Origin of the sequence: Kineococcus indalonis (assembly GCF_009906395.1) — a bacterium.
Classification (GTDB): domain Bacteria; phylum Actinomycetota; class Actinomycetes; order Actinomycetales; family Kineococcaceae; genus Kineococcus; species Kineococcus indalonis.
This window is the reverse complement of the sequence record NZ_JAAALM010000957.1, coordinates 1-662: the sequence shown is the minus strand read 5'-3', so window position 1 is coordinate 662 and position 662 is coordinate 1. Positions and strand designations below refer to the sequence as shown.

The 662-nt window shown below is 80.7% G+C and carries 1 protein-coding gene; it reads left to right on the top strand.

Features of this window, described 5'->3' with window-relative positions; all coding sequences use genetic code 11:
* Window positions 1–436, top strand: a 436-nt coding sequence (locus tag GTR00_RS22170) for a type II secretion system F family protein (RefSeq protein ID WP_166613629.1), incomplete at its 5' end; no start/stop codon positions are given.
* Window positions 437–662 lie beyond the last annotated feature (226 nt).

Sequence of the window (662 nt, the reverse complement as noted above, 5' to 3'; positions counted from 1 at the left end):
CGGGCCGGGGCTGGACCTGGCGCTGCTGCTGGAGCTGACCGCGGCGGCCGTCACCGCCGGCCTGCCGCCCGGCCGGGCCCTGGAGCAGGCCGTCGCGGCGGTGCCCGGCCCGGTGCCGGAGGACCTGGCGCGGGTGTGCGCGCAGCTGCGCTGGGGCGCCGAGCCGCAGCGCGCCTTCGAGGGGGCCGACCAGCGCTGGCACCCGCTGGCCGAGCCGCTGCTGCTGTCCGCGCGCACCGGGGCCCCGGCCGCGTCCCTGCTGCTGTCGGCGGCGGCCCAGCACCGCGCCGAGCGGCGCCGGGCCGCCGCCGAGGCCGCCGCGCGGCTGGGCTCGCAGCTCGTGCTGCCGCTGGGGTTGTGCACCCTGCCGTCGTTCCTGCTGCTGGGCGTCGTGCCCGTCGTGCTCACCCTCGCCGGGGACGTCCTCACCGGTTGAGGAGGCACCGCGCCCGGCCCGCGCGCTGCACAGCCAGCAGCTCACGGGTGGTGTCCACAGCAGCCGTCCCGCGACGGTCCTCGCCGGGTGCTGCACGGTCACGGTGGTCGCGGGGCCGGCGCGGTGCCGGTCCCGGGCGGCCGGCGTCGCGCCGGCGGACGAGGAGGAACCGGTGGAGCAGCAGCGTGAGCAGCACGAGCGCGGGCGGGGGGCCCACGAGCGGCGG